The sequence below is a fragment of the Staphylococcus sp. CWZ226 genome (assembly GCF_018986355.1).
In the GTDB taxonomy this organism is placed as follows: domain Bacteria; phylum Bacillota; class Bacilli; order Staphylococcales; family Staphylococcaceae; genus Staphylococcus; species Staphylococcus simulans.
This window is the reverse complement of record NZ_JAHMSB010000001.1, coordinates 259,390-278,672: the sequence shown is the minus strand read 5'-3', so window position 1 is coordinate 278,672 and position 19,283 is coordinate 259,390. Positions and strand designations below refer to the sequence as shown.

The following is a 19,283-nucleotide window of genomic DNA, read 5'->3' as shown; positions in this document are numbered from 1 at the left end:
TTTAAGGGTGTGCTATACTCCCTTTATACATTGTTAATGAGAATGATTATCATTATTGGTGTAAAAATTAATGATTAGGAGCGTTATCAACGTGAGAAACAACAAAGAGAGAACAGTTATGAACCATGCCAACCAGAAAGCGTACCAATATTCAATTCGTAAATTTACTGTCGGAGCAGCTTCGATAGCTGTAGGTGCAGTGATCTTCTTAGGAGGAGGACAAGCACAAGCAGCTGAACAAGAAGCGCCCATATCAAACGCAGCAGCACCGACTACTGTAACGGATAGCGGCACTTCGACGACACCAAACGCGACACCTGTTTCAGCGCCAAAAACAGTTGAGTCAAAAGAGAAAGAAGCAAATAAACCACAAGCAGCATCTACAGCACAATCTCAAACAGACTCAAAACCGACAATCGAGAAAGTTGAAACAACACCAGCACCAAAACAAGAAGCACCACAAACAGAAAAAGCAACAGCAGCACCAACAAATCAAGTCTCAGTACAAGCAGCAATTAAACAACCATCTTTACAAGATCCTCACGCAAACGAAGAGCGTTACCCAGTAGAGTTTAAAGTCGTTAAACCCAATACTGACGAAGAAGAGTTCTTCCATGCATCGAATATTAAGCAACCTGCTTATTTCATGAAAGGTGATAAAGCATCAACTGTTGAATTAACATTGGACATTCCAACGATTTGGGATAGATTTGATGTTTATCAAGAGAACCATAAATTAAATACACAAGTCACTGCCTACGATGAAAAGGCAGGAACAGCAAAATTACAATTCGCCGTTCCAAACAATACACAAAGTGTCATCGTGAAATCATCAACTAAATCAAGATTACTTGGTGATAAAACTTATGATGATGTTGAACTTAAATTTAACGAGCCTATTAACGCAAGCGGTTCAAAACCATTGACACAAGATGAGTATAAGAAAAAGAAAGAAACAGAAGCATTTGACAATGCGATTACGCTAGAAGATAAAATTTATCAACTTAAAAAATTGATGGCGAAAGATAAAGTGCCTTCAGAAAATGATAAAGAAATGCTTGCTGACTATGAAGAACAATTACAAGAACAGTTAGCAGCTGCGAAAAAAGAATTTAAAAATGCGCCAATGTCAGAATTCAAAATTACAAATCCAGAAAATCATAATTTTAAAGTTCTGCACAGCAAGAAAAATGAACCTTCACACATGGACTTTGAAGTAGTCAAACCGATGCAAGTGTTCCAACAAAATGGTAAACATTATGTGGCGATGACAATTAAGTCAGACAGTATGTGGGATGACTTTATGGTGGATACTAAAGAAGGTTACGAGCGTGTGAAAACGATCGCACGTGATACGAAGAAGAATGAAAGAACAGTCGTCTTCCCATATCAAGTTGGTATTGATCACTATGATGCGATTGTGAAGGTTAGCTTACCTAAAATCAACTACGAAGGTGCTTACCATGTAAGAATTAAAGACCTTGACCAAAATAAACCGCCGACTGCACAATCAAACCAACAACAATCAGATGCAGCAGCACCGAAAGTGACGCCTAAGCCACAAGTAGAAAAGCCAGCTCCAAAACCACAAGTTGAACAACAATCTGACCACACTACACCTAAAGTAGAAACTCTAAGTGCTGTGCCTGTTACAAAAGAAATCGGCTTTATGGTTAAAAAAGACGGTGAAGATCAAAAATCAGTCATGGATGATTATATGGACCACCCAGCAAAAGCGGTTAAGGAAAATGGTAAAACATTTGTACAGTTTACAATTAAAAATCCAGATTGGTGGCAATCATTTGAACTCTTTGATGGTGCACAACAGCTCAAACAACATGAGGTTTCAAAATCAGCTGATCAAAAAGTTATTAACTTTGAAGTGAAACCAGGTACAAAGATGTTAACAAGTAAGGTGCATATTGTAGTCCCAGGCATCAATTACAACAATAAATATACGACACAAATTGTATTTGAAGAAGCGGTTGCTGATTTAAAAGCACCTGAGTCAAAACCACAAATTAAACCTATGCCTAAACCACAAGAAAAAGCTGAAGATCAAGCAACTGATAAAGTTGTAGATAAAACAGCTGAAAAAGAAAAAGTACAACCAAAAGTTATCACACCTGAAAAAGATACTAAGCAAGTCGATGAATCGACTGAAAAAGCATCGGATGAGTCTAATGTAAAACCAGAAATAAAAGTAGAACCGATGTCAGTTCAAAAAACAGAACCAAAAGTATCTGAAGTTGTGACAGAAGTACAAGATGCGGCAGCAACTCAACCATCTATGAAAGCTATAGCATCTAAATCTGTAAAATCGCTTGGTTCAGTTAAAGCTAAAGCAATGAAGTCTGAAACTGTAAAATCAGTTAAAGGAAACAAATCAACACCTGATAAGGCAAAAGCATTGCCGAAAACTGGTACAGAAGAATCAGCGACAACGTTTGGTATTTTATCTGTATTTTTAGGTGGTATCGCACTGTTTTGGAATAGACACGTGAAATCAAAGAAAAATAGTCTGTAATGTATTCCTGAGAATCAAGAAAATGAGGTTGTGGGTCTCTCACAACCTCTCATCATATAGAAAGAAGGATGATTCATATGACAACAACAATCAAGAAAGTTATCGCAATGAGTGCGGTATTAATTGTGTTAACTTGGGCCATTTTTTCCATTGTAGCTTCAGCTGCTGAAAAAGATCTGAATTACGATATTTTAAAACATAAAACACAAGACGTATCCATGGCAAATGATTATTTCAATAAACCCGCTAAGTTAATTGATAAAAACGGTAAACAATATGTACAATTCACAGTCAACCACAGCCATTGGATTGTTAACTTTACATTTAACGGTCAAAAAGAAAATATTGTGCATGAAGATAAAGCAAAAGATGAACGTACTTCAGAATTTTTAATCGATAAAACATCAGGCGAAATTCCAGGCACAATTAAAGTGTATATCGATGAAGAAGTAAACGGTAAACCTTTTAAATATGACCATAACTACAACATCACATATTTATTAAAAGGTGATAAGCAAGGTGACAGTGCCGCAGCTGCATCCCATGCGGATGATTCAAAAGGTGACACTTCAAAAGGAGAAAATGCCGAAGCAACAGGAAAAGCAACATCATCAGATGCGACACCGACAAATCCACAAACAGCTGCCGGTGAATCTAAATGGCTTTATATCACTTTAATGGGTGCTTCAGCTGTATTACTTCTATCTTTTGTCGTCTATAAACGTAAAAAAGGACAACATTAAAATGAATGTACCTCACAAATGTTTAGTTGCTGCACTATGTGGCAGCTTACTTTGTTCATTTACCGTTGATAACTCAAAAGCTGAAGTCAATCATCAAACATTATCACAACAAACAATTAAAGAGATACCTTTTAAAGTCTATAAAGAAAACAGTCAGGATGTGTCAGTTATGAATGATTATATGGCACATCCAGCAACTGTCAAAACTAAAAACAACAAAGTTTATTTACAGTTTAAATTGCTGCATCCAGAGTGGTGGAAAGCTTTTGAATTATATGAAGGTGATAAACAATGTGATGTACGTACAGTCAGTGAAACAAAAGAAGCACGTATTGTAGAAGTTGAAGTCACATCAGAGACGCAAACATTTACTTCAAAAGTACATATTATCGTCCCTGATATTCATTACGATCATCACTATACAACCAAAATTAATTTAGAAGCACAATTGCCAAAAGATGTGACACCTAAAGTACAACCGACACCAAAGCCAAGTCCTGAATCGAAGCCAAAAACTGACGTTCAACCAAAACCAGATACACAACCAACAGAAAAACACACACCCAAAAAAGTATTTCCTAAGAAATCCAATACCCACGTATCAGAAATACAGAATTTGAATTTCAAAGTATTAAAACATCAAACAAATGAACGATCAGTGATGGATCAATATATGGTACATCCAGCTAAAGTGACCTATCACAATCAGCAAGCTACTGTTCAAATGACATTAAAAAATGCTGCGTGGTGGAAGTCTTTCGAAATCTTTAATGGTGAAACGCGTATTCCAGTAAAAGTGGTAAGTGAAGATTCACAACAAGATCAACGTGTCATTGAATTTAACATGCCAAAAGATCAGAAAATATTGACCTCAAAAGTACATATTATTGTTCCGCATTTAAATTATGATCATCACTATACAACTGAAATGGTGTTTAATGAAACAGCTCAAGAGACAGACACACCAAGCCAACAAGAAGAAAAAGGTGGCACATCTATCAAACAAGATGAGGGCACAGAAGTATCAACAAATGAAGCGGCAGAAACGGTTGAAACTAAAGAAAATACTATAGTAGAAACTCCGTCAGAACATGCATCTGAGACACGCAATCATAAACAAATACCAACCAATCCAGCATTTTATCAGGAACAATCGGTGAATGACACACCATTTATTACGTCATCAAGACCTTCACAACCAAGTGCTGTTAAAACAACACAAACTGCAAAAACAATGGAAGAACCGCCATTGCCTGAAATATTTCCTAAATTCAATCGGCATGCGGATGATGGTGAACCTATTAAATTTACAAAGACACATTCAGATGTTGGAAAGTATTTAAAGAGAATGAATCAAATTTATTTAGGTGCGGTGATTATTTTGGCGAGTGCTTTGTTAGTAGTCTCTACACTTTACGTTAGAAAGGGTGAAGGTAAAGGTCATGAGAAAAAACATTAAACGATGGTGTGTGGTACTTTTAGGTTTAATTGTTCTACTGACTGGTTGCCAAGCACAAGAAGATAAAAATAACCAAACATCTTCTGAAAAATACCGCATTGTACCGACAACAGTAGCTTTGACACAAACGTTAGATGCTTTGAATTTAGACATTGCAGGTAAACCCGACTCATATAAAACACTGCCTAAAAGATATGACAATGTACCGAAAGTCGGACAACCGATGACACCAGATATGGAGAAGGTACAAGCTGTTTACCCGACACATATTTTAGGCGTTTCTACTATTGAAGATGAGACAAAACCTAAGTTCAAAATGATTAAAGCTAAAGCTATCTTTTATGACTATGACAGTCTAAAAGGCATGAAAACTTCTATTTCACAGATGGGTAAAGAATTTAATCGTGAAACAGAAGCATCAAAGCTAAATCAAAAATTGACACATGCAGAAGAACAAGTCAGACAAAAAGCAGCACAACAAAAGCACCCTAAAGTACTCATTTTAATGGGCGTGCCAGGCAGTTATTTAGTTGCTACGAATCGCTCTTATATCGGCAATTTAGTTGAAATTGCGGGCGGTGAAAATGTGATTAAAGAAGATTCGAAACAATATCTAGCTTCTAATACAGAGTATCTGTATGACGTTGATCCAGATATTATTCTGCGTCTGCCACATGGAATGCCTGAAGAAGTTAAAAAGATGTTTGATAAAGAATTCAAAGAAAATGATATTTGGAAACATTTTAAAGCAGTCAAGACAGGTCGTGTCTATGATTTAGAAGAACAACCTTTCGGCATTACAGCTAATATCGATGCAGACCAAGCCATGCAAGATTTATATGATATCTTCTACAACAAGAAATGAGGTGCAATATGAAATATAAATTCAGTGTCGTCTTTATGTGTACCTTATTTCTCTTTGTTGTAGTGGTCTTGTTTGCGTTGCTTAACGGTAAATTAGGCATAAGTTCAGCTCAGCTTTGGAATAAAATCGCAACAGGTCATGATAATCAAATCGATGCGATTATAGATTTACGTTTACCACGTATCATTGTCGCGATTTGTGCAGGTGCTGCGTTATCCGTAGCAGGTGCTTATTTACAAGCAGTGCTGAAAAACCCGCTTGCTGATGCCAGTATTATCGGTGTCAGTTCAGGTGCCTTGGTGGCTAAAGCACTTGTGATGACTTTGATGCCGACTTTATTCTTTTATATGCCAATTATCAGCTTTATAGGCGGATTATTGCCATTTACTTTATTGTTTTATTTACAACATCGTTATCAGCTGAATCCGATGCGCATGCTGCTTGTCGGTGTGTCGATGTATGCGATGTTGAATGGTATGTTGGAATATTTAACCGCTAACCCAGCTGTGAGATTATCTGCTGGTTTATCTTTAAAAGTATGGAAAGACGTAGCACAAATTTCAGTGACTACATGCATAGGACTTATCTTAGCTATAACTGTTATCTTTCAAGCGAATATGTTGGGATTTGATGATCGACAAGCACACAACTTAGTCTTTCCTATACAACGTTATCGTATGTGGATAGGGTTGATTGCGGTCTTTTTAGCGAGCAGTGCAGTAGCTGTAGCGGGTGCTATGGCCTTTGTCGGTTTGATTGTACCGCATATTGCACGTCGTTTAGTCGGCAGTGATTATAAGAAAGTTGTGATTTGTTGTGTATTATTCGGTGCGATAGGCGTACTATTAGCGGATACACTTGGCAGGTTGATGTCCCGTCAATTTGAAGTGCCAGCGCATATTATTACGGTCATTATCGGCGGACCTTATCTTATCTATTTAATTTGTAAAGGAGCGTACCGAAATGAATATCAACAACGTTGAGTTTAAATATGGTCAAAAACAACTCTTTAATGACTTGAATCTGACAATTAAACGTCATGCGGTAACTTCTATTATCGGACCGAATGGATCAGGTAAGAGTACCTTACTTCAAATGCTTGCAGGTTATCTTCAACCTCAGGCTGGTTGTGTGTACATAGAAGGCAATGATTTGAATACATTAGGTAAGAAACAACTTGCGCAAATGTTATCAGCAGTCCATCAAAACAATACAGCACCTGAAGATTTCACCGTTAAAACATTACTGCGCTATGGACGATATAGTCATCATCGTTGGTTGAAGAAGGATGTAAGAGGAGAAGCGGTCATTGAACGTGTACTTGAACAATTCAATTTAACTAAGTATGCAGATCGTCCGATTGGCGCTTTGTCCGGTGGCGAAAAACAACGTGTTTTTATCGCAATGGCCTTAGTCCAAGAACCACAATATTTATTATTAGATGAACCTACCACATTTTTAGATTTACATTATCAATATCAAGTCCTTGAGATGATTCGACAGTTAAACGACATGCATCGTTTAACTATCATCATGGTGCTTCATGACATAAATCAGGCTTTAACTTATAGTGATGAACTGATTTGTGTCGCAAATGGTGAAATTGCAGCACAAGGCAAGCCGCAAGCTATCGTGACACCAGAATTATTAAAAACAATTTACCAAATCGACGCAAAGATTATTCATGATAAAGATTGCGGCATATTAATTGGTAAATGTCACGGCGGGTGTTAATGATGAATAAACTAATACGTGTCATTCAATTTGGATTAGTGCTGGTTATTATTGCGGCTATCTATCTTATCTTCCAACATCGTTTAGATAATGAAGCGGAAGAAAAACAATACGAAGTTTTACAAACGGACTATAAAAAGAAAGGGATCCGCCCACAATTTGAAGCATTAGCAGAGGTCAATTCTGACATTCATGGGTGGATTCGTTTAGAAGGTACGAGTTTGAATTATCCCGTTTTACAATCCCGAGATAATGAAGATTACTTAGAACATAACTTTAAGAAACAAAAAACGAAAAAGGGCAGTATCTTTGTAGATTATCGTAATAACTTACAAGATTTATCTCAAAATACAGTGCTTTATGGTCATAGTGTTGGCGATAAAACTATGTTTGATGATTTACATCAATATTTGAATCAAACATTTTATGATGCACATCAAACGATAGAGTTTGATACAAAGTATCATCAGTATGCGTTAAAAGTATTCAGCGCATATTCGACGGATGCCCATGATAACTATATTCGAACAAGTTTCAACAATGTACATGAATACGAACAGTTTTTAAAAGAAACGAAAAATAAATCGAAAATCAAAACAGATATTTCAGTTCATCCACAAGACAAGATAATGACGTTATCTACGTGTGAAGATGCTTTTTCGCGTTCTGATAAACGTGTTGTTGTGGTTGGAAAATTAATTGAAAACAGATAAAGGAGTGTATGCGCTATGTTTATGGCAGAAAACAAATTGAAATTAGATAAAGGTTCAGCAGAAGGAATTGTAGAACGTTTTTACAAACGACAAGGTATTGAAACAATTGAAGGTTTTAAAGAAATGTTTGTCACAACGACAAATAATTTAAAAGAATATGATGAAGTGAAAATTTTAACAATTTGGGATGCAGAAGCATGTTTCAAAAATTGGTTGAGCTCAGATGTCTTCAAAGATGCCCATAAAAATGTACGTCATCAATCTCAAGATCAAGCGAGTCCAATCCAAGATAATGAAGTACTGACTTATACAATTGGCTATTACTATTTAAATGATCAAGAGGGGAAATAGAACGAAGTTTATTTCTCATTATGCTTAAAAATAAGCAAACAAAAAAAGGTCTATTCATTCGGTATTTGAAATGAATAGACCTTTTAGTATGAACAGGAACAGGAATCCCACGACGAGTTAGCCAATTAAAACATCCTCCAATTGATTGTATTCTTCAATGTAACGATTGAATGCTGCTTCATCTTTTTCGATTAAAGCTTGGTCAATCAGTTCTGTAAGTTTTTCTTTACGTACATTGCGTAGAGCTTGATCAATTACGAGTTCTACCCCCAGGTCGTTTACATTCGCTACGAACGCCTTCAGTGTTCCATTTTTTACATTGATATTGTGATTCATTTTAATCACTGCCTTTCTTTTTTTTAAGTTATTTACGAGTATACATTGCATTTAATCTAAAAACAATGAATATTCTGACTTTTTAAAAATTAAAAGTGTAATATTAACTCAAAAGTTTCTATTGACTTTTCTAGGTGCTAGTATACAATAATTACATGATTAGATGTCTAACGAATTCTAATCGTAATTAATTAAATAGGAGGACGTGCTTATGGACGAACATAGCATCTTCAAAAGCGATGATATGGCCATTATACCAGTCATTGCTCAAGAGTATGGAGCACTCCATACAAAATTGCTTACCTACAATAAAGATCCGAGGATTGTAGAAAGCTCCCCGCAAAAAACTTTAGACAACTCTTGTCGCTTTTATGGTTCAACCTTTCAATCACTTCGAACTGATACCGCTCGGATTACCAACATCAACAGTAAACCACCCATTTTACTTTCACCAGTTATTTCAATCTTTCTATTCTCTACCCATTCTGAACGCTCTGAAGACAATATTTGGATTAATATTGAATTTGTACAAGATATCAAAGCGTTGAAGAACAATACCACTAAAATCACTTTTTCTGACGGACAATCTTTAATCACAACCGCAACAGTCCGTACTATCTGGCATCAATATAAAAATGCAGCTTATTATGAACACATCATTAGAAAGCGTGTTAAGAAAATTAAATGGAATACAGAGCGTCCTATTGACTACTCTAAACCTGCTTTAGACGTGTATGAAACACTTTGTACTTATTTAGTGATTAATAACACACCACGCAGCTAGCGTAATTTTAAACATTTTATGATATTATCTCAAACTGCGGGATGTTTATAGGGAATGAGTGTAAATGTTCCGCAACTTTTTCGTTATTTTCTCTTGAATTATTTTAAGGGATTGTTATAATAGTATTTGTGCTTGAAGAAATTACATTATTCCACAGTAGCTCAGTGGTAGAGCTATCGGCTGTTAACCGATCGGTCGTAGGTTCGAGTCCTACCTGTGGAGCCATATGGAAACGTACTCAAGTTGGCCGAAGAGGCGCCCCTGCTAAGGGTGTAGGTCGCGAGAGCGGCGCGAGGGTTCGAATCCCTCCGTTTCCGTTACTGTAAGAATCCCATTAAATCAATGTCTAAGACGTTGACTTAATGGGATTTTTCTTTTTGTCAAAGTTGAATGAGAAAAGGTGAGAAACTGAGTTCTCACCTTAATCATGTAAAGCTTATTTAATTATGACATTAATCGAATTAATTCTTCTCTTGGAATATCTCCGAAATAATGATACGTATCGAATTCAGATAAAGCCGCTTCAATACTCTCGAAATTATGCAAGCTGCCGACTAATGCATGTTCTAAATCTGACACATCGCCGACACCGAAGAAGTCACCGAAAATTTTCGCATGTTCAATACGTCCGCGTTTAACATCCAATTTAATTTGAACGAAACCTTTTTCGAATTTCTCTTCACGTTCAAAGTTATATTTAGGGTTTTTACCATAGTTCCAATTCCATGAACGATATTTTTCATTACTTAATGCTTCAATGTTCTTCCAATCATCTTCAGTTAACACGTATTCTTCAACTTCATGTTCACCAAAGATATGTTTTAGGATAATTTCTTTGAAAGTTTCAATGTCAATCGGCTCTTCTAAGAATTCAGAGATGTTTGCGACACGTTTACGTACTGATTTAATACCTTTAGATTGAATCTTCGCAGGGTTCACACGTAAAGCATTCGCAACTTCGTTTAAGTCGCTATCTAACATTAAAGTACCATGGCTGAACATACGCTCTTTCACTTTAACCATCGCATTTCCTGAAATTTTAGCTGCACCGATTTGGATATCGTTACGTCCAGTCATTTCAGCATCTACGCCCATTGCTTGTAAAGCTTGAACAATCGGTTCTGTGAACTTTTTAAAGTTATGGAAACTGTTGCCGTCGTCATCAGTGATAAAGCTGAAGTTTAAGTTTCCGAAATCATGATAAACGGCACCGCCGCCTGAAATTCGACGCACAACATCGATATTGTGTTCATCTACATAGTGTTGATCAACTTCTTCAATCGTATTTTGGTTTTTACCAATAATGATAGAAGGGCGGTTAATATAGAATAAAAAGTAATCGCTATCGTTAGGAAGGTGTTTTAACACATACTCTTCCATTGCTAAATTTAATGTGGGGTCTGTAATACCTTTGTTACTAACAAACTTCATACATTCTCTCTCCTTCTGTACTTACTTTGCTTGATACTTTATTTATGCCCTAATTTAGGATAAAATGCCAACTATACACTTTGCCAGAAAAAAGGCACCAGTCGGACTTCAATTACAATTATAACGTGTTTACAGGATATTTGTTTATTTGAAGAGAGAATTTTAGTACAATATAGAATAGTATAATTCAAGGAGGATCTGTAATGACTATTGCAGAAGTAGGAGATATTGTAGAATTTTATGACGGTTTAAGAGGCCGTGTCGAAAAAATTAATGATAACTCTGTTATTGTTGACTTAACTATTATGAAAAATTTTGAATCATTAGATTTACCTGAAAAAACGGTAATTAATCATAAACGCTATAAGATAGTTGATCAAGAAGGTTAAAATATAATGAAAACTAATACAAAAGCATTACTATGGTTTGTGATAAGCTTTGTAGTGTTCCACATCATCTTATTTATCATGTGGGGAGAACGACAAGAATATTGGTATCTGTATACAGGCATTATGTTGTTTGCGGGTATCAGTTATGTCTTTTATCAACGTGATTTAGAATCTAAACGATTGTTGACGTCTATCGGTATCGGTATTTTAACCGCAATCGCATTAATCATTGTACAGTTGATTATGTCTTTAATGTCACAAGATTTAACGTATACATCATTGATTAAAGATTTATCACGTTCTGGCGTTTACTTTAAATGGCAGATTTTAGTGACATTACTCTTTGTGATTCCTTGTCATGAACTTTATATGCGTACGGTACTGCAAAAACAATTGTTGAATCTTAAGTTACCGGCTTGGGCAGCGATTGTGATTACTGCACTCGCATCAAGTTCACTCTTTTTCTACTTCGATCAAATCTGGTTATGCATTTTTATTTTCATCGTACAAGCTATTCTATCAATCAGCTATTATTATACGCGTCGAATTATTACAACTTCTGTTGCACAAATTGTGGCAGTGGTGTTATTACTGATTTTTCATCCTTAATTCAAAAGGACAAAAAAGAACCTGTCAGCTTATCTAAAGCTTGGACAGGTTCTTTTTGCTATATCTTAATTAATACGTTGAACGCTCTAAAAGTTCGAAATAAGAAATCTTGGAAATATCTACTACATATTCTGATGGTTCTGTAACGTGTAATGCGCCTGCATTTGAATTCTCTTCAACGGCTTCTACTGAAATTTCATTGCCGTTGTCCATATAAAGGACAAGATATTTAGCAGGATTTTCATTTAAATACGTTAGAATCGTTGCTTTATTCATATAGTTTCAACTCCATTTAACTAAAATGTGATATTACCATGTTTGTCTGCTGGTCTGAATAGCATTGTATTGATTGCGCTGATAATCGCGATCACATGTGGAATGCCTGTCCAGAAGAACGCTAAATGTAAAAGGCCTGAGCCGTTTTTACCTGCGTAGAATCTGTGCACTCCGAAGTTGCCGAGGAACAGTGCAAGTACAATATAAACAATTTTATTTACTTTCATGCTGATTGCTCCTTTCTCCATTTAAGTGATACCTTTATTATGAATGATGAAATACAAACTTTCCAATAATACAAATGTTAAAATAATAAGTGAACAAACAATATAAATGATTGTTAAACTATATAGTGAATGATAATAACTAAACACATAAAGGAGAAAACAATGATTAGACCTGCTAAACCAACTGATAAACGTGCTATTGCAGAATTAACATATATTATCTGGCAAGATATGGAGTTGCCGATTGTAAAACGATTTGATAAATCTCATGTCATTCAATGGCTGGAACAAAGTATTACAGAAATACCTTATCGTTGTTATTACGACAATGTACAAGTTTACGATGTTGAAGGGGAAGTCGCTGGCGTTATTATTACGTATCTTGGTAAAGATGAAATGGATTTAGAAGAAAATTGGTTGAAGTTAGATTTACCAAAAGAAGCGAAAGCAATAGGAACACCTTTACCTTTAAGAGAAGCAAAATCAGATGAGCTATATATCGAAACTGTGGCTGTTTTCCCCAAATATAGAGGAAGAGGAATTGCGACACAGTTAATGGAATCTGTCATCCATCACTCTAAAACATATAAGCTGAGCTTGAGCTGTGATTTAGTAAACACAGGTGCGTTCAGACTTTACGAACGTTTAGGGTTTCATAGTGAAGGTGTGATTGATTTATATGGCCATGATTATTATCACATGGTCATTGAACCTCAAGAAGGATAAAAAAAGAGACTGGAACTAAAAGTTCCAATCTCTTTATCATCATCAAATACCGCCTAATAACGCACTGATATAAATCCCTAATGCATACAGTAAACCAAATACTGTGTTTGTTTTACCTGTTGCTGCCATAGCTGGCATCATTTCAGCAGGTGTATCGTTCTTTTTGAAACGACGAATGGCTTTGATAGGGAACGGGAATGATAACAGTACGAGTAAGTAAAAGATTGAACCGCCAGGTACAAAGAAAACAGTATAAATGACCCATGCATAAGCGATGATGTACATGAGGGCCATGAAGCGGATAGAATTGGCTTTACCTAATAAAATCGGTAATGTTTTGCGTCCGCTTGCTTTGTCTTTGACACGGTCTCGGATGTTATTGGCCATATTAATTAAGCCAATTGTGATAATAATCGGTACACTGATCCATACAGCATAACCTTGTAAGTTATCTGTTTGAATAAAGAACGCGATTAAAATAATAATCAGTCCCATAAAGACGCCGGAGAACAACTCTCCAAAAGGTGTCCAAGAAATTGGGAAGGGACCGCCTGTATACAGATAACCGACTGCCATACACAAGATTCCGATTGGGATTAACCAATAAGAAGATTGTGAAGCGATAAATAAACCGATTAGCGCAGCAATCACATAAAAGGCGATGGCTAAGTTCATCACGAGTTTCGGGCTCATGCCGTTACGTACAATCGCACCGCCGATGCCCACTGATGTATGATCATCAAGACCTTTCTTGAAATCATAATACTCGTTGAACATATTTGTGGCTGCTTGAATTAAAAGACAAGCAAGTAACATCGCTAAAAACAAACTGAACTTAAGATGGTCTTCACTACCTAATAAGAATAACTTTGCTGTCGCTGTACCGACTAATACAGGTACAACAGCTGCAGTCAAAGTGTGAGGACGCATCAACAGCCAATATTTTCGAACAGTTGAAAATTCCTGATATTGTTTTGACATGGTTTCTCCTTCTTAACACTTAAAAATACCAAATTTCAGATTGCGGATTTTAAGACACAAAGATTCTATTATAAATTATCTGCATTCTGATTAATAAATTTATTTTAAGCAATAGAAAGAGAAAGGTCAAATCATGTAAAAATAGTAAATAATAAATGTGCAAATCAAAGTACAGATAAAGATAAAAAATGATACAATGAGATAATGTGATTAAGTAGAATGATGAAAGAAGTGAGATAGATGACTGTAAGTGTCAAGGATGATCAAATTCTCGACGCAATATATGAAAGCCGTGAAAAATGGGTTTCAGTGGAGGTTAAAATCGACCAGCCGACGAACCCAATCATGCTTTTCCAAATGACAGAAGATAAAGCAGATGACCGCTTCTACTTCAGGGAGAATACAGGAGAAACGGCCTTTTTCGGATATAACGCGCTTTTAAAATTTAAAAATGACTATGAAAATAAACAAACCATTTTCCGTGAATGGGAAAATTATAAAAATGATATCGCACTTATCCATCCAGATTCAAATAAACATCACTTAAAAGTGTGTGGAGGTTTCCAATTTTCAAGTCATAAATCAGATGACGAGTGGCGTCAATTCGGCTTGAACCATTTCGTGTTGCCGAAAGTATTAATTACGATGACAGCTTCAGAAACATTCGTCACTTATACAGTATTAAGAGAAGAGTTTAATATAGAAGACCTACATGAACTTGTACAACAAGTTGCAGAAACGAAAGTAGAACCGACACAACCTATTGGGGATGTAGTTCGCAGTGAAGATATCTATAAAGAAGAATGGTTAGAACTTGTACAAGAAGCCATAGATTCTATGAATGATGAAGAAAAAATCGTTTTAGCACGCAGACGTATGATTCGCTTTGATCGACCAATTGATATCGCATATGTGTTAGAAAATGCGATGCACAACGAATCCAACAGCTATATATTCGTAATGCAATCGGAAGGGTCTGTGTTCTTTTCACAAACGCCAGAACAGCTGATGGAAGTCGAAAACCAAGTGTTATCGACGAAAGCAGTTGCAGGGACAATTAAACGTACATCTGATGAAACTGAAGATCAAAAACACGTAGATGCTTTCTTGAAAGATGAGAAAAACTTGCAAGAGCATCATTTTGTGGTGCAAAGTATTCTAGATGATATTGAGCCGTACGTTACAGATGTAGAATATAATAAGCATCCTAAAATCCTAAAAAATGATCATTTGTATCATTTATACACAGAGATTTCAGGGGCGTTAGAAAATAATACCTATATTGGCTTACTAGACCGTCTGCATCCAACACCTGCGTTAGGCGGTTATCCTAAAGAAAAAGCCATGGACTTTATCGAACAAAAAGAGTTCGGAACAAGAGGTCTGTATGGTGCGCCAGTAGGGTATATTGATATGGAAGATAATTGTGAATTTATCGTCGCAATCCGTTCTATGCTGATTAAAAAGAAACAAGCAACTTTATTTGCAGGTTGCGGTATTATTAAGCAGTCTGATCCACAGAGTGAATTAGAAGAAACTACACTTAAATTTACTCCGATGATGAATGCTTTAGGAGTCGAAAATCATGGATAATCATCAAACTTTATTAACCAAACAAGTGTTTACGTTAGCTTCAGAAATCTATGCATACGGCATCAGAGAAGTTGTCATTAGTCCAGGGTCTCGTTCAACACCGCTTGCTTTAGCGTTTGAAGCACACCCAGGTATTAAGACATGGATTCACCCAGATGAGCGCAGTGCTTCATTCTTTGCGCTCGGATTGATTAAGGGCAGCAATCGACCTGTTGCTATTTTATGTACGTCAGGAACAGCAGCAACCAACTATACGTCAGCAGTGGCTGAAAGTGATATCAGCAACTTGCCGTTAGTAGTATTAACAAGCGATCGCCCACACGAATTACGTGGCATTGGTGCGCCGCAAACGTTGAACCAGGTCAACATGTTCCAAAACTTTGTACGTCATCAGTTTGATATGCCATTAGCTGATGACACTACAGGTTCAACTGAAGATGTTATTCGTTTCCAAATGCAGATTGCAAGTCAATATTTTGAAGGCCCCAAACGTGGACCTGTACATTTTAACTTGCCGTTTAGAGAACCGTTGACACCAGATTTCGAGATGACAGAATGGTTAACAACTAACGAAAAAGTCATACCTAAATATCAAAAGACAGCTACGGTTGAAGCTATTAAGCCAATCTTGAAGAAAAAACGTGGTTTCGTCATTGTCGGCGATATGCAGCATCAAGATGTGAGAGAGTTGTTACCATTTGCGACGGTCCATGACTTGCCTATTTTAGCAGGTCCGCTTTCAGGTCTGCGTCAATCAGGTCACCCGAATATTATCTCAACGTATGACTTACTATTTCGTGCAGGCTTAGATCCGAAAGATATTGATTTTGTGATTCGTGTCGGCAAACCAGTATTATCTAAGAAATTAAATCAATGGTTGAAAGCTACAGATGCTTATCAAATTGCGGTACAAAACAGTGCGCAGCCAGATGCTTTCCCAACACCGGCAGATATTACATTTGAAATGACACCAAACGACTTCTTCCGTGCACTTGGCGATATTCCGACAGCTTATCGTAAACGTTGGTTATCCCAATGGCAAGATATGGATAGTCGTGCAAAAATCGAAGTAAAAAATTATATCGATCATGCGACAGACGAAGCGGCGAATGTCGGTATCTTATTAGATAAACTTACTAAAGAAGATGCTTTATTTGTCAGCAATTCTATGCCAATTAGAGATGTGGATAATCTATTTGTAAATAGTGAAGCGGAAATCTATGCCAACCGCGGTGCTAATGGTATCGATGGTGTCGTTTCTACTGCAATCGGTATGGCAGTGCATAAGAAAGTGACATTGTTAATCGGTGATTTAGCTTTCTATCATGACATGAACGGTTTGTTGATGGCTAAATTGAATGATATTCATTTAAATATTGTGTTGTTGAATAATGATGGCGGCGGTATATTCTCTTATCTGCCGCAAAAAGAATCAGCAGCGAAATACTTTGAACGTTTATTCGGTACACCGACGCATCTTGAGTTCAAACATGCGGCCATGTTGTATGATTTCAACTATGCCTTAATGGATTCTGTCGAAGATTTTAAATTCACGCCATTATCACAATTAGAATCATACATTTATGAAATTCGTACAGACCGTGAAGACAATCGTCAACAACACCAAATCCTATATCAGAAATTGAGTGATATTGCGAATGTTGAATTATAATTTTTATGACAGTCAAACAACAGAAAATCATAACTTGCTTGTTTTGTTGCATGGATTTATCAGTGATGCGACATCATTTAGTTCACACATTGACAAACTGACTGAAGCAGCAGCTGTCGTAACGATAGAACTGCCTGGACATGGTCAAGATAACAGCGACAGAACTAAGCAATGGGATTTCGATTTTATTTGCGATGCGTTAGATAATGTACTCGTACAATTTAAAGCTTATGATATCTATTTACATGGCTACTCTATGGGTGGCCGTGCAGCATTGTATTATGCCTTACATGGTCAATTAGACCTAGCAGGTTTGGTTTTAGAAAGTGCTTCACCAGGCATTGCAGATGAAACAGCGCAAAAAGAACGTCAGCAAGTTGATGAAGCAAGAGCTAAAGTATTAGAAATTGCGGGCATTGAAGTGTTTGTGAATGATTGGGAGAAATTACCATTGTTTGCGAGCCAAGCAGAGATGATGACAAAAGAACAACGCCAGAAACATCGTGCAATGCGCTTAGCACAAGATCCAAAAGGTTTGGCGAAAGCACTGCGTGACTATGGCACAGGTCATATGCCGAATTTATGGCCAGAACTTGCGCAACTTCAGCTGCCGGTCTCTCTGATTGTCGGCGAGTATGACGAAAAGTTTGTGGAACTTGCGCATAAGATGCATCAGCAACTTCCAAACAGTGAAGTTCATGTTGTGGAAGGTGCTGGCCATACGGTTCACGTGGAAGAACCAACACAATTTGATATACTAATATTAGGTTTTTTAAATAAGGAGGAGCAAAATGACTAGACAATGGGAAACAATTAAAGAATATGAAGAGATAAAATATGAGTTTTTCGATGGTATTGCTAAAATTACAATCAACCGTCCAGAAGTGCGTAATGCATTCACACCAAAAACGGTTCAAGAGATGATTGACGCATTCTCACGTGCACGCGATGATCAACGTATTTCTGTAATCATCTTAACAGGTGAAGGCGACATGGCATTCTGTTCAGGTGGCGACCAAAAAGTTCGCGGTCACGGCGGATATGTTGGCGACGACCAAATTCCTCGTTTAAACGTATTAGATTTACAACGTTTAATCCGTGTTATTCCTAAACCAGTCATCGCAATGGTTCGTGGATATGCAATCGGCGGCGGCAACGTATTACAAGTCGTATGTGACTTAACAATCGCTGCAGACAATGCAAGATTCGGTCAAACTGGACCTAAAGTCGGTTCATTCGACGCAGGTTACGGTTCAGGTTATTTAGCTCGTATCGTAGGTCACAAGAAAGCGCGTGAAATCTGGTACTTATGCCGTCAATACGACGCACAACAAGCTTTAGATATGGGCTTAGTCAACACAGTTGTACCATTAGACCAAATTGAAGATGAAACAGTACAATGGTGTCAAGAAATCATGCAACATTCACCAACTGCTTTACGTTTCTTAAAAGCAGCAATGAATGCTGATACTGACGGTTTAGCAGGTCTTCAACAAATGGCTGGGGATGCAACTTTACTTTATTACACAACTGATGAAGCGAAAGAAGGTCGTGACGCATTTAAAGAAAAACGTCAACCTGACTTTGATCAATTCCCTAAATTCCCATAATAGATTAATCATTTAGATGAGGTTCTTATTAAGTCTCTCGTGTTCATACCTTTGGGTGTGAAGCGGGAGGCTTTTTATGTCGTTTTTTTACTTATTAGGTAAATAAAAAATGCACGTCCAGCGATTAAAATTATAAAGTGCACGTTAGGATTAATATATTTTTAAAGTCGGCATAACTCTTTATTTTATGTGTATTATTGTGTGTTTTATTTTGCGGAGTGAGTTAAACAAATTATATAAAGCAAGTACAAATTTAC

General features: G+C 36.8%; 21 protein-coding genes and 2 tRNA genes. 18 read left to right on the top strand and 5 right to left on the bottom strand.

The window, feature by feature from the left end:
* Nucleotides 1–91: 91 nt before the first annotated feature.
* The 8 genes from KRR19_RS01360 to KRR19_RS01325 all read left to right on the top strand — a co-directional run bounded on the left by KRR19_RS01360 (nt 92) and on the right by KRR19_RS01325 (nt 8,392).
* Nucleotides 92–2,527, top strand: a complete 2,436-nt coding sequence (locus KRR19_RS01360; protein ID WP_207021082.1) for an NEAT domain-containing protein — start codon at nt 92–94, stop codon at nt 2,525–2,527.
* A 77-nt stretch (nt 2,528–2,604) separates the two neighbouring features.
* Entirely contained in the window at nt 2,605–3,270 is a 666-nt protein-coding gene (gene isdC, locus KRR19_RS01355) for a heme uptake protein IsdC (protein WP_002480439.1), read from the top strand.
* Nucleotide 3,271: 1 nt separating this feature from the next.
* Nucleotides 3,272–4,729, top strand: coding sequence for an NEAT domain-containing protein (locus tag KRR19_RS01350; RefSeq protein WP_156667006.1), 1,458 nt, complete (start codon nt 3,272–3,274; stop codon nt 4,727–4,729).
* Entirely contained in the window at nt 4,713–5,594 is an 882-nt protein-coding gene (isdE, locus tag KRR19_RS01345) for a heme ABC transporter substrate-binding protein IsdE (protein ID WP_156667007.1), read from the top strand. The genes KRR19_RS01350 and isdE overlap by 17 nt, the downstream gene beginning before the upstream one ends.
* Before the next feature lie 8 nt (nt 5,595–5,602).
* On the top strand, nt 5,603–6,577 hold the full coding sequence (locus tag KRR19_RS01340; RefSeq protein WP_216733402.1) for a FecCD family ABC transporter permease: 975 nt from the start codon (nt 5,603–5,605) through the stop codon (nt 6,575–6,577).
* Nucleotides 6,558–7,328, top strand: coding sequence for an ABC transporter ATP-binding protein (locus KRR19_RS01335; RefSeq protein ID WP_156667009.1), 771 nt, complete (start codon nt 6,558–6,560; stop codon nt 7,326–7,328). The genes KRR19_RS01340 and KRR19_RS01335 overlap by 20 nt, the downstream gene beginning before the upstream one ends.
* Before the next feature lie 2 nt (nt 7,329–7,330).
* Entirely contained in the window at nt 7,331–8,041 is a 711-nt protein-coding gene (gene srtB / locus KRR19_RS01330) for a class B sortase (RefSeq protein ID WP_241963972.1), read from the top strand.
* Nucleotides 8,042–8,056: 15 nt separating this feature from the next.
* Nucleotides 8,057–8,392: an antibiotic biosynthesis monooxygenase gene (locus KRR19_RS01325; RefSeq protein ID WP_002480445.1), complete on the top strand. Its 336-nt coding sequence runs from the start codon at nt 8,057–8,059 to the stop codon at nt 8,390–8,392.
* 117 nt (nt 8,393–8,509) lie between these two features.
* Here KRR19_RS01325 and KRR19_RS01320 read toward each other — a convergent pair whose 3' ends face one another.
* A complete protein-coding gene (locus KRR19_RS01320) occupies nt 8,510–8,728 on the bottom strand; it encodes an IDEAL domain-containing protein (protein ID WP_002480446.1) in 219 nt (72 codons plus the stop codon).
* Nucleotides 8,729–8,939: 211 nt separating this feature from the next.
* Between KRR19_RS01320 and KRR19_RS01315 the strand changes: the two genes are divergently transcribed.
* From KRR19_RS01315 to KRR19_RS01305, 3 genes are all read left to right on the top strand, one after another.
* On the top strand, nt 8,940–9,512 hold the full coding sequence (locus KRR19_RS01315) for a competence protein ComK (protein WP_002480447.1): 573 nt from the start codon (nt 8,940–8,942) through the stop codon (nt 9,510–9,512).
* A 150-nt stretch (nt 9,513–9,662) separates the two neighbouring features.
* Nucleotides 9,663–9,737: transfer RNA gene (locus KRR19_RS01310), tRNA-Asn, on the top strand.
* 3 nt (nt 9,738–9,740) lie between these two features.
* Nucleotides 9,741–9,829: transfer RNA gene (locus KRR19_RS01305), tRNA-Ser, on the top strand.
* Nucleotides 9,830–9,956: 127 nt separating this feature from the next.
* Here KRR19_RS01305 and lplA read toward each other — a convergent pair.
* Nucleotides 9,957–10,943, bottom strand: a complete 987-nt coding sequence (gene lplA, locus KRR19_RS01300; RefSeq protein WP_002480448.1) for a lipoate--protein ligase — start codon at nt 10,941–10,943, stop codon at nt 9,957–9,959.
* A gap of 203 nt (nt 10,944–11,146) precedes the next feature.
* Here lplA and KRR19_RS01295 point away from each other — a divergent pair, with 203 nt between their 5' ends.
* Together KRR19_RS01295 and KRR19_RS01290 are read left to right on the top strand one after the other, a co-directional pair.
* On the top strand, nt 11,147–11,332 hold the full coding sequence (locus KRR19_RS01295; protein WP_002480449.1) for a YkvS family protein: 186 nt from the start codon (nt 11,147–11,149) through the stop codon (nt 11,330–11,332).
* A 6-nt stretch (nt 11,333–11,338) separates the two neighbouring features.
* Nucleotides 11,339–11,941 (top strand): CPBP family glutamic-type intramembrane protease, encoded by a 603-nt coding sequence (locus KRR19_RS01290; RefSeq protein WP_002480450.1) that lies wholly within the window; start codon nt 11,339–11,341, stop codon nt 11,939–11,941.
* 69 nt (nt 11,942–12,010) lie between these two features.
* Here KRR19_RS01290 and KRR19_RS01285 read toward each other — a convergent pair whose 3' ends face one another.
* Both KRR19_RS01285 and KRR19_RS01280 read right to left on the bottom strand, forming a co-directional pair.
* Nucleotides 12,011–12,217: a hypothetical protein gene (locus KRR19_RS01285; protein ID WP_002480451.1), complete on the bottom strand. Its 207-nt coding sequence runs from the start codon at nt 12,215–12,217 to the stop codon at nt 12,011–12,013.
* 20 nt (nt 12,218–12,237) lie between these two features.
* The gene (locus tag KRR19_RS01280; protein ID WP_002480452.1) at nt 12,238–12,444 is read right to left on the bottom strand and encodes a TM2 domain-containing protein; all 207 of its coding nucleotides are present in this window, start codon (nt 12,442–12,444) and stop codon (nt 12,238–12,240) included.
* A 162-nt stretch (nt 12,445–12,606) separates the two neighbouring features.
* Between KRR19_RS01280 and KRR19_RS01275 the strand changes: the two genes are divergently transcribed.
* Nucleotides 12,607–13,170, top strand: coding sequence for a GNAT family N-acetyltransferase (locus KRR19_RS01275; RefSeq protein ID WP_060803875.1), 564 nt, complete (start codon nt 12,607–12,609; stop codon nt 13,168–13,170).
* A gap of 42 nt (nt 13,171–13,212) precedes the next feature.
* Here KRR19_RS01275 and KRR19_RS01270 read toward each other — a convergent pair whose 3' ends face one another.
* Complete coding sequence (locus KRR19_RS01270; RefSeq protein ID WP_002480454.1) at nt 13,213–14,151, bottom strand: 1,4-dihydroxy-2-naphthoate polyprenyltransferase; 939 nt, start codon at nt 14,149–14,151, stop codon at nt 13,213–13,215.
* Nucleotides 14,152–14,391: 240 nt separating this feature from the next.
* Between KRR19_RS01270 and KRR19_RS01265 the strand changes: the two genes are divergently transcribed.
* Genes KRR19_RS01265 through menB form a run of 4 tightly spaced genes read left to right on the top strand, consistent with a single transcriptional unit; the run spans nt 14,392 to nt 19,026 of the window.
* Nucleotides 14,392–15,744, top strand: coding sequence for an isochorismate synthase (locus KRR19_RS01265; RefSeq protein ID WP_105978574.1), 1,353 nt, complete (start codon nt 14,392–14,394; stop codon nt 15,742–15,744).
* The gene (gene menD, locus KRR19_RS01260) at nt 15,737–17,416 is read left to right on the top strand and encodes a 2-succinyl-5-enolpyruvyl-6-hydroxy-3-cyclohexene-1-carboxylic-acid synthase (protein ID WP_060803877.1); all 1,680 of its coding nucleotides are present in this window, start codon (nt 15,737–15,739) and stop codon (nt 17,414–17,416) included. The genes KRR19_RS01265 and menD overlap by 8 nt, the downstream gene beginning before the upstream one ends.
* Entirely contained in the window at nt 17,403–18,215 is an 813-nt protein-coding gene (gene menH, locus KRR19_RS01255) for a 2-succinyl-6-hydroxy-2,4-cyclohexadiene-1-carboxylate synthase (protein ID WP_057510951.1), read from the top strand. The genes menD and menH overlap by 14 nt, the downstream gene beginning before the upstream one ends.
* The gene (gene menB, locus KRR19_RS01250; RefSeq protein WP_002480458.1) at nt 18,208–19,026 is read left to right on the top strand and encodes a 1,4-dihydroxy-2-naphthoyl-CoA synthase; all 819 of its coding nucleotides are present in this window, start codon (nt 18,208–18,210) and stop codon (nt 19,024–19,026) included. The genes menH and menB overlap by 8 nt, the downstream gene beginning before the upstream one ends.
* The last annotated feature ends 257 nt before the right edge of the window (nt 19,027–19,283 follow it).